Source organism: Natrinema sp. H-ect1 (genome assembly GCF_041821105.1).
In the GTDB taxonomy this organism is placed as follows: Archaea; Halobacteriota; Halobacteria; order Halobacteriales; family Natrialbaceae; genus Natrinema; species Natrinema thermotolerans.
This window is the reverse complement of record NZ_JBGUBA010000006.1, coordinates 17,629-27,460: the sequence shown is the minus strand read 5'-3', so window position 1 is coordinate 27,460 and position 9,832 is coordinate 17,629. Positions and strand designations below refer to the sequence as shown.

The 9,832-nt window shown below is 54.4% G+C and carries 9 protein-coding genes; 3 read left to right on the top strand and 6 right to left on the bottom strand.

Annotation, left to right across the window (positions count from 1 at the left end):
• Positions 1-268: 268 nt before the first annotated feature.
• The 3 genes from ACERIM_RS13530 to ACERIM_RS13520 form a co-directional block, all read right to left on the bottom strand.
• Entirely contained in the window at positions 269-1,042 is a 774-nt protein-coding gene (locus tag ACERIM_RS13530) for a hypothetical protein (protein ID WP_373633119.1), read from the bottom strand.
• A 584-nt stretch (positions 1,043-1,626) separates the two neighbouring features.
• Positions 1,627-1,956: a hypothetical protein gene (locus ACERIM_RS13525; protein ID WP_373633117.1), complete on the bottom strand. Its 330-nt coding sequence runs from the start codon at positions 1,954-1,956 to the stop codon at positions 1,627-1,629.
• A gap of 10 nt (positions 1,957-1,966) precedes the next feature.
• Complete coding sequence (locus ACERIM_RS13520) at positions 1,967-3,082, bottom strand: DNA cytosine methyltransferase (RefSeq protein WP_373633116.1); 1,116 nt, start codon at positions 3,080-3,082, stop codon at positions 1,967-1,969.
• Positions 3,083-3,275: 193 nt separating this feature from the next.
• Here ACERIM_RS13520 and ACERIM_RS13515 point away from each other — a divergent pair, with 193 nt between their 5' ends.
• From ACERIM_RS13515 to ACERIM_RS13505, 3 genes are all read left to right on the top strand, one after another.
• Entirely contained in the window at positions 3,276-5,180 is a 1,905-nt protein-coding gene (locus tag ACERIM_RS13515) for a hypothetical protein (RefSeq protein WP_373633115.1), read from the top strand.
• Positions 5,177-6,214, top strand: coding sequence for a hypothetical protein (locus ACERIM_RS13510; RefSeq protein WP_373633113.1), 1,038 nt, complete (start codon positions 5,177-5,179; stop codon positions 6,212-6,214). The genes ACERIM_RS13515 and ACERIM_RS13510 overlap by 4 nt, the downstream gene beginning before the upstream one ends.
• Positions 6,215-6,278: 64 nt before the next feature.
• Positions 6,279-6,905 carry a DUF6339 family protein gene (locus ACERIM_RS13505; RefSeq protein WP_373633111.1) on the top strand — a complete coding sequence of 209 codons (627 nt, stop codon included), beginning with the start codon at positions 6,279-6,281 and terminating at the stop codon, positions 6,903-6,905.
• A gap of 7 nt (positions 6,906-6,912) precedes the next feature.
• Here the strand turns inward: ACERIM_RS13505 and ACERIM_RS13500 are convergent, their stop codons facing one another.
• From ACERIM_RS13500 to ACERIM_RS13490, 3 genes are all read right to left on the bottom strand, one after another.
• Positions 6,913-7,677 (bottom strand): hypothetical protein, encoded by a 765-nt coding sequence (locus tag ACERIM_RS13500; RefSeq protein ID WP_373633110.1) that lies wholly within the window; start codon positions 7,675-7,677, stop codon positions 6,913-6,915.
• A complete protein-coding gene (locus ACERIM_RS13495) occupies positions 7,670-8,677 on the bottom strand; it encodes a hypothetical protein (RefSeq protein WP_373633109.1) in 1,008 nt (335 codons plus the stop codon). The genes ACERIM_RS13500 and ACERIM_RS13495 overlap by 8 nt, the downstream gene beginning before the upstream one ends.
• A 779-nt stretch (positions 8,678-9,456) precedes the next feature.
• A complete protein-coding gene (locus ACERIM_RS13490; RefSeq protein ID WP_373633108.1) occupies positions 9,457-9,753 on the bottom strand; it encodes a hypothetical protein in 297 nt (98 codons plus the stop codon).
• Positions 9,754-9,832: the final 79 nt, after the last annotated feature.

Genomic DNA, 9,832 nt, shown 5'->3' with positions numbered 1-9,832 from the left:
CCGTGAAGAGTGTTTCAGCGTTAATCACGGACGTGTTTCGCATTTCTCGCAGGGCTCTGGCGAGTGAATCGGCCTCTACGTGATACTGAGTAGCGACAGATTCAACGATGTCGCGGGAAATGGGCACACCGACAAACGGGTCCCCGACGTATGACGAGTTTGGCTCTCGATCCAGATATACGTGACACTCGTTCTCGCCCATCAGACTGTACCTCTTACCGAAATCTGTGATCCACTTGTCCGTATCGGATATCTGTTTTGTGTCACATCAGAACTCGTCTAATTGGTGGTTGTCCTCACTTTTGCGCTCAATGTCCATCCGCTTGTTGTAGTCGGAGTAGTCCACTCGCCCCTCCGAGATTCCTTGTTCGTCCTCGTACACCATCAACCACACTCGAATCAGGTAGTAAATGAATGGCGCGGGAATCGCGTTCTTCGCTATGTGACTCTTCGGATACGACCTTGGTGAGTAGTTTTTGACCGCTGCCCACCACTCTCGGGACCGTTCGGAGAAGAAGAACGACGAGGTCTCAGCTTTCTCAGACGATCCATCTGTAGTCAAGAACCGTTTCTCACGGGGGGGCTGTGGAACCTTGAACGAAGTCTCAAACGCGCGCTCATACTCAATCGGCATACCGAACATCCGCCCGTTCAACACAACGGGATCGTTGAGGGGTGCGCGCGGAACGTTTTCGATGATGTAGTGATCACAGTACTTCTCGGCGAGTATCCGTGCACTCGGGATCATGTTCTCGTGCTCATCAGGATCTCCCGAGATACTCGTCGTCGCGGCCCACCGTGAGCAGACCGGGTGGAACAGCCCGAGATCAAACGTGGTGCCGTCCTTGATCGGTAGGTCCCACTCTTTTTCTTCAATATGGGCGTCTGCCTTGATCGGCGCACTTTCGTTCGTATCCTTGGGATCGATTCCGACACGAATTACGTTTCCAAAGTCGCTGAGTACCTCTGATTCCGTTCCGTAGTCTGCGAAACAGTGGAGGATAAGTGGCTCTTCGCGTGTGGTCTCTCCATCTGATGTCACGCAGAACCACCCACAACTGGTTCAGCACGCTGGAAGCCACTAAGAGAATATCTGGTAGGGCAGACCCGTGTAGCGTTCACGTAGATTGTCACTGCTATGCGCTTAGACATTGACTCAATTTAAAGCCTCCATCTGAAAACGGTACTAAAGTATAGTCCGACTCAGCCGATTCTGTCGGAAATCCCACACAGCAGGGAGTTCCGGTGGTCGTGCTGGATCTATAACGCGATTTGGTCATGCGACAGTATCCCGAGAACAACTGCTAGCGATCTCATAGCGTTATGTACTCCTTCTCGATTCTTGGAAGTAGACACAATACTCGTCGGCGAAACACTGCTCACACAACGGTTCAGTCTGACAGATCAGCGCACCGAAATCAAGCAGGGCGAGATTGTACGCACGGGCGTCATCAGGTACTAATCTCCGCGTGAAAGCCAACTGATCTGCTTCTGTCTCGGGCCATGCATCTCGAAATACTCGACTGTACACCCTCTCAACGTTCCTGTCAAGAACCGGCAATCGGTCACCACGAGCGAAGCACAATGTGGCGTTCGCCACGTACCGGCCCACTCACGGAAGTTCCATCAGCGAGTCCAGCTCGGTGGGAGGAGATCGTGCGATGAGGAAATCTGCTTTAGCGTCTCTGCGCACATGTTTTGGAATCCGAGGGGCTCAATAGCTTCGACGAGTTCGTGCTCACTGGCCTCCGCTAGCTCCTCCAGCGTGGGGAACCGTTCCAGGAACCTCGGATAGACCGCTGCAACGTTGTCAGCCGGTGTCTGAGTCAGGAAGAACTCCGCTATGAATACCTCGTACAGTGTTCGATCCGGTTCCCGCCACGGGTATTCGCGGCGGTTCTCTTTCCCCCATTCAAGCAGGTTTGTCTGAAATCGGTGCTCCGTCTCAGACGACATCAGTTCTCACTCAATCGTCGGCGACGGTGGACTCAACAGACGGCGCTGCTGCGCCGACGTGCGAGAGGATTGCCTTTCCCATGTACTCACCGAGCTTCGGGGGGACTGCATTACCGATCATTCGGCCCAGATTTGACACGCCGACGTCCTCCCACTCGTCGTAGAAGTCGTAGTCTTCTGGGAATGTCTGAAGCAATGCTCCCTCGAGGAGCGAGAGTGCTCGATTCTGATCTGTATCGTAGTGTCCGAAGCGACCACTCCCGTAATTGTAGAACTGCGTCGTGATCGTCGGAGAGGGTTCGTCGGGTCGCATCCGGCTGTAGGGTGCCTTGTACGACCGTCCACTTGCCTTCCGGTGGCAGTCTGCAAGGAGGTGGTCAAGGCCCGCCTCTTCCCAGAGAGTCCAATCTCCGCCGGGCTCCATGTTATCGATACGTTCCAGGTTCTTTTTCGAGAGAGAACGTACTCTATGTACGTCGTTCACGTCACTAACTTCTCCAGCTTCGATTGGTGGCAAGTGATCGATCGTGTCCTTGACCGTCGGGTAGTCGTCCTCGTTCTGAATCGGGGGGTCGGGCAGAGAGAGGGGGCCCCGCTTGGACGCCATGACAACCCACCGCTTCCGTTTCTGTGGGATTCCGTATTCAGGACAATAGACGTTCTTGTTATCGTCGCTGTTGACTTGATAACCTTGGGATTCAAGGCTCTCAATGAACGCGTCGTAGACGCCATCTTCCTGTTTCACTTGGAGTACGTTTTCGGTGACGACTACGTCTGGTTCGACGTATTCTACGATCCGTGACACCTCGTTTAGCAGCCCCCATTTTTGATGGTCCTCATGGCCCTCTCCCTTCGAATGCCCCATCGTGGAGTATGGTTGACAAGGCGCGCATGCTGCGAGAACCTTTAGGTCCGCATCCCACGGATACATCTGTGCGATTGGTTCGGGATCCTGTGCTAACGCGCGGATGTCCGCTCGTACGTATTCGCCGTCTATGTTCTGTTCGTACGGGTGCTCACAGTCTCGGTCCTGATCAATCCCTGCAACGACCGAGATGCCGGCTTGTTGGAGGCCATAGCTAAGTCCGCCGGCCCCGCAGAACAGATCCACTGCGGCTACCTTCATAACCTTCTTTCCCGTGTATCGTCATATAAGCGTTCGGTAACAACACCATCCCGACTACTTCCTACCGCGCGAAAAGTCGGTGAGATCACCCGATTAGAACCCCTGCTCATTTCGACTGACTGGACTACATCAACTCGTAACAGTAATACTAACTAGGTGGTCTTAGTTCCGTACGAACATACCGGTTTCTCACATGGATCAGGAGCAGATACAAATCAACGAAGCGGTTGAGTGGTTCTTCTTCAGTGGTGGACCAGGAGCACCACGCTACGGCGACGATCCAACCAAACACGCCGTTGACCATGACTCCGAGGCATTCGTCCGTGAGGTCCTCCAAAACGCGAACGATCAGGGCCTCTCGAATGGCGATCCAGTTGAAGTGACGTTCCGTTTCGTCACGCTCACGGGTGACGAGAAAGAGGAGTTCCTTGACGGACTCGGCTGGGACGATGGACTCGGTGAACGGATGCGAGCGGTCGCAGACACACATAATGGCCATCGCTACGAACGGGTCGTTAAACGAGTCAACGACCCTGATTCCGAACTCCGCCTCCTCGTCGTTGAAGACAGAAACACGACCGGCTTGACCGGAAGCTGGGACGAAGACTCGAACTACGCCGCGCTAGTCCGCGACGAACTCTACAGCAGCAAGCAAGACGATACCGCCGGCGGCTCGTACGGCCTCGGTAAGTCCGTACTCTGGACGTTCTCGGGTGCTTCGACGGTCGTCTTCAACTCGCACCTCGCACACAGTGAGCGTGAGGACGATTCTCCGCGACTCATCGCCCGCTCTAAGTTCCCGACACACCAACTCCCGAAGGACGACACGACGTACCAAGGTGCGGGGTGGCTTTGCCAGCCTATTGAGACAGACGATGGCCCTCGCCCAGAGTCCTTCTGGGGAGAGCACGCATCGCGGCTCGCAGAACAACTGCACGTAGAACGGCCCGCTGTCAGTGGAACGAGCGCTATGGTCGTTGAGTTTCAGGATCCGACGCGGGACGAGCGACCAGAGGTTGAAGACCTCGCACAGGAATTCGTTGACGCTTCGGTCAAGTACTTCTGGCCAGCGATCTATCGGGGAGACCTCGAAATCACGGTCGAAACGCCAGACGAGACACAGACAGCCGATGTAGAGAGCGTCCCGGCGATCCGACCGTTCGTTGAGGCTTACGACGAGAGAACTACGGACGCCCAGACGCTGGTAGACCCCGGAGATGTTGCTGGACTTGATATTCCCGTTAAGCTCCCGCCTCGTGCTGATGGAGCCGAGACTCCCGACGGCTCAGTCCGATTGTCGGCACGTCTCGCATCCCCCGCAGACAACGATGCGTACCTGAATAATGTCGCGCTCTTCCGGGGAGCAGGGATGGTGGTCAAGTACTACGACCAGAGCCGTGTCGCCTATGGTGACCGAAACTTCTTCGGCGTGTTAGCCGCTGGTGAAGCACAGCCGGAAGGGACTCCATCCAAGAGTGACCGAGAAATCGACCGGTTCCTCCGGTTCGCCGAACCACCCGAACACGACGAGTGGGAGTCCACCGAGAACCTCCGTGAGCAGTATCAACGTGGCTTCCGGATGGCACTCGACGATATGTTCGGAACGCTGCGCGACGGCCTCCGTCACTTGATCTCGAAGGGCAGCAACGGTGACTCCCTCTCCGACAACGTTCTGAATCGATTCCCGATCCACGGAAGTGGGAATCCACGATCCACGACGTCGCCCGCCGACCCTGCCTTTGAGATTGACAGCTCGTCTCGCTTCAATGGCGACGCATGGACGATCTCTGGTCGAATTAAAGTACTCTCAGAGGAGTTCGATGGATGGAGTGCCGACATCTCACTCACTGGTGTTGGTGAGGACGGATCCCGTTACGACGACATTCCTATTGACTATGTCGAGATCGAACAATCCGGCGTGACCGTGTCGTACGACGATGGATGTGCTCACCTTGTCGCCGACGAACACGTCAATGAAGTCTCGTTCTCTGGTCGTTCCCATTCTGATGAAGCCGCTGACTTAGTACACGGTGATGTCGGCGCGACACAACTAGAGATACTCGCAGAGTTACAGACACCAGAGGGGGATCAAGCGTGACCAGGCACTCGCAGCGACACCGTACTACGACACTTCCGTTCAATTATCGGGATAAGGGAATAGACTTCGAACTGGACTCATTCACCGTTGACGACGGGAATAAAACAGCACTTGAACTGAACCCAGCACAGACAGAGATTGACCTCGCGTCGGCAGTGTCGTCATCTGACAGTAGTGATGATCCGGGTTGGAAAACCATCACTCTCTACGGGAAACTACGCCTGCCTGAGGAGACGGTTCAAGCAGTCTTTCCGCAGGACGAACGGGCACAGCCTCCGGCCAAGCTCTATGTGGCCATTCGCTGTCACGAAACGATCTACCGTGACCGGGTCATCATTTCTGAAGCTCCTACGACGCCCGGTGAATACAACATCACGCTAGAAGTTCCAAAGAGCACTGTCCGAGGGACTGTCGAACTACGTCCGTATCTCGTTCGCACAGAATCTCATCCGGGAGAAGGATCAAACGATTATGCAGAGCAAAAGAACTTCCGCGTCGCTAGTGGGACGCTGTACTACGTCGTCGTTGACCGCCCCGACGACGAAGAGCGAGCCGCCATTGATGGTGAGCGAGTGCGTTTCTCACAAAATGCTCACCTCCCAGATGGGAACAAGCTATACTACCTCGACTTCCGGAACGAGAGTCGTCCTAAATTGTGGATCAACTCCGACCATCCTCGTATTGCCGAGGTCCTCCAGAGTAGAGGATCTGTCGGGGCCGAGGCTCGGATGCGTGACGTGATACTCGACCAGGTGAGCTACGGTGTGTGGGTGCAACTGCTTGTTCGGGCTGGGAGTGCCGTAGACGCAGAGGGTGACGTTGAACACGAGTGGCAGGAGATGGTACTTCAGACGTTTGCTCGTAACCTCTACGATACCAGCGACGTGTCGGAGGCAACTCACCGTCTTAGCGACGATCTCTCTGACCCACAGACCCTACCCCACGTGATACAACGAATCGATAGCGAACTTCAGGAGTACATAAACCCCCGAGAGCAACTGATCCATCTCATGGAGGAAGGCCTCCAGATCTAACGTGACCGAGACAGAATTACACCGATTGACCGAAGACGGACGTCGCCTCGTTGGTGAACCATTCATGAAGGGTGAGGTGACGCTCACCGACGAACAACTGAACGAGTACGTGGAGCCCATGCCAGGTCATCCGACGGCCGACCTGGACAGGATTGATTCGGCAGTAAAGCAAGTGCTTGAGGAGTACCCGGAGTATAATACAGCTATAGACGGCGCACTCGCCGAAGAGATTCACCGTGGTCTCGACATCACGAGACGAACCGCCGGCGATCCGGGCCTCTGGCACTGGCTAGCAGTCGTCCGGTATCCCGATCTCGTCCGACACCGTTGGGAGTATCGTTCCGAGGAAGCGATGAGGGAGAAATTCCTCGGTGCAGGCTCTGACTTGTACTCGAACGCCATCCACCGTCTCTGGTGGATCGCGGAACTCACTTCGCGTGGCGACGATTATTCGACGACTGACTCGGTCTTTGCCAACCAGACGATGGTCAACAAGGTGTTCGACCGCTGGTTCGCGCGCTACCAACCCGCCGTTCGAGCCATGTGTGACGAACTCGCAGACGAACCGTCGCGTGTCATAGACGAGACGACACGGCGGTTCAATCACGCACTGACGAACGTTCAGCTCGAAGGACTGTCGGAGAACGAGGCACGAGAGATGATTAGACAGATTGTTGCCGAGTCTCGGTAAGGACCTTTCACTTAGCCTCAATAGTGAGAAAATCTTCTATCGAGAGAATTTCTAACGCTGAGTCAGTATCGTAGCGACTCACTATCTGGTCGTTGATTCGCTCCGGTACGGACTTGTTTTCTGGGCCCAAGAAATCCGCAAAGGAGTCGGGGAGACCATCACCGCTTTCATCCGCTTCACCACCTTCTACAGCGCTTCCTGTATCCTCGTCGCTCCCCAAGAGGTCTTCAGTGTCTTCGGTGAGGAATGTACCCGAGCCGCCGTCTCGGCTCCACGCGGCTGCATCACAGAGAACTCTGATATCGTCCTCGTTCTCGACGACACCACGTAGCAGGCCAACCAGCTGAGCGTCAACTCCATCCAGGGCCAAGATAGTGAGGACTCCGTCGGTGTCGAAGAGTTCGTCTCTCGCTTTCTCCAGCCGGTTGATCAGTTCGTTCAATCGACGAACCACCTCCACGTCGTCCATATCGGTGAGGTCGGAGTATAGGTCGATGACGTACCGAACGTCGTTCTTCTGGTCCAGATCGGTGGGCTCGTACTCGTCCAGATCGTCCGTCGCAGCAAACTTTAGGAGCTCGCGGTGGATGTCTTGGTGCCGATCAGCTACCGAGACGAACTCGCGTTTGATGCGCTCGCTGGCTACTTTGTCGAGAGCGGTGTCTTCGAAGAGCTTTCTTGCATCTGCCTCCCCTTCGACAGCGTAAGCGAACAACACGCAGGTATCGGTGAATACGTCCTCTACGTCCCCTGCGGGTGCAATTTCACTCATCTCGACGCATCGCCTGGAGTGCGACGGCTCGACCGATAGTTTCCACGTCGTCGTCGTGTTCCGGGTACTGATCCGAGGTCGGAACTAGACCAGCATCCACACACGATTGGCTAATACTGTCGATGTGTTTCTGTAGGTTGTCCTCCACAGAGAAGTGCTTCTGGGCAGACCACTTCCGCAAGGTCGGGGCATTCGGGCCCTTCGCAGTCTCTTTCGACATCAAAAGGGCGGGATACTCCCAGATCCACTCGTTGTAGACCCGCTTCAGTTCTTCCAGCACGGCCACCTGTGACTCCGTGACTTCTGAAGCACGCGTCTGACTGAGGACAAGAAATGCGTCCTCCACTAGATTCGTAAACTCTCGAACTTCGTCGAGAGTCTGACTCAGGAAATCGATACCTACCAAGCCGAGGTGCATTCGAGCTGCAGCACGCCCGACGTCCTCGTACTGTTCTGTTCCGAACACCGGAGAAGGCCGACCTGCTGATGATTCTCGCTGAGCCGTCCGAACCTCCTCTAAGGCGGAATTGAGGTGCTGTCGGAGCGCCACGTTCCCCAGGTACAAGTCCCGATACTCCTCTGGCGCGTGTGACTCGTAGAACGCCGCGAGGAAGTCCAGGTCGCTCGCGTACCACCAGTCCTGGTCTAACCCGGGTGTGAAGTCACTGCGTCGGTAGAAATCGACGATGTCGTCGAAGGCCGCCGTGAATATCCCCGACTCCCGTGCGTCCGGTGTAGGCATCTGCGTGCTCGCTGGACCGACTGTTCCCGACTTCGGAGCTGCTGGCATCACGGCCCCGAACTTGTACCAGCTATACGTGACCGGGAACGTCTCGTCGTCACCGGTGAAGTGTTCAACCGCAAGGTACGTGTACTTCTGTCGCTTGATCCGAGTCCCGTACTCCCAGTTTAGGTCGGAGTGTTCTCTTACTGCCTGTTTCAGGGCAGTCTCGACTTTTTCGAGGACGTTAGACTCGTCCGGTGGGGCGTCCGGATGCATTACCGTGTTACCTCGGGAACGGGCGTTTGAGTATTCGACACGAAGTACGTGAGAGTAAGTGTACTAACACCAATTTGCTACTCCCATAAGTATCTTTCTGGCTCTGTTGAAACCCTCAGCAACTGGTAAGAAGCGCTACAAAGGTCGTATCTTGCACGTTAATACGCAAGGAGATCGTTAACGACGCGGAGTTTATCACATGATTTACCCAATTCTCCCCGAAAGAAGCGGTCGTGTGAGACTTTTCATTCCCTAGGAGTCTAAATTGATAATATCGTAGAGGATTAGTCCCGTGGTGTCCGGGTGACCATCTCATCCCACTTACTGCTTGAATGAGATTGAGATTTTTCACCAGCAAGATTGTGGCTATAGGTCTCCAAATTCTGAATAACGTTAATCCACTCCTGACCACGATGAGGATCAACTTCATGCGCACCTCGCCGATTAGTCAACACGATCCCTTCTTTCCAATCACCATCCAGGAAGTGATACGACTCAAAATGAAGTACTCCTCCTCTTTCATCAGTAATTTCATATGCTGATCGGATTACTCGTAGATCTACAGCGCTCTTAGGACAAACAGCGTCGAATATCCAATCACCTTTGGATGCTTTTTGTGGAATATCATGGCATGTATTATACCGACCTTCCTCCCATTGGGGATCTATCTTACAACCATTAGTCGTAAATCTCCGATATCTCCATGCATCCTCGCTGTCGTTAATGTCACTTCCGCTCAAGCGTTTATGGAGGGCAAGCCAGTATTTCGACATTGGTATTTATTCGCCGGTGTGCTTCCAGTTACCGCCCTGGCCGCTTGATGAGGCCACTCCGTACGACTGCAATAGTTGCAAGTGCTGATACACGCTGCCTTCTATATCCACCTTGTCTTCAATCTTGTTTCGTCTGACGCCTCTACGATTCTCTGTTAGGCTTTTCAGCGCCTCCTCTACCTCGATCATTTCCTCCATGATCCGGGGCCGTCCCTGGTTAATCAGTTTCTGAGCTTGGTGCAGCTCGGTAGTTATCTCATTCACTTTCTCCATACTTTCGCCAGATACCGATATTTCAGGCATTGTATAGCCACACACCCCACTCAAGTATAATACTTCTGGATTAATACAATGTCTCCTCTTATGGCCCTGATATCGACCG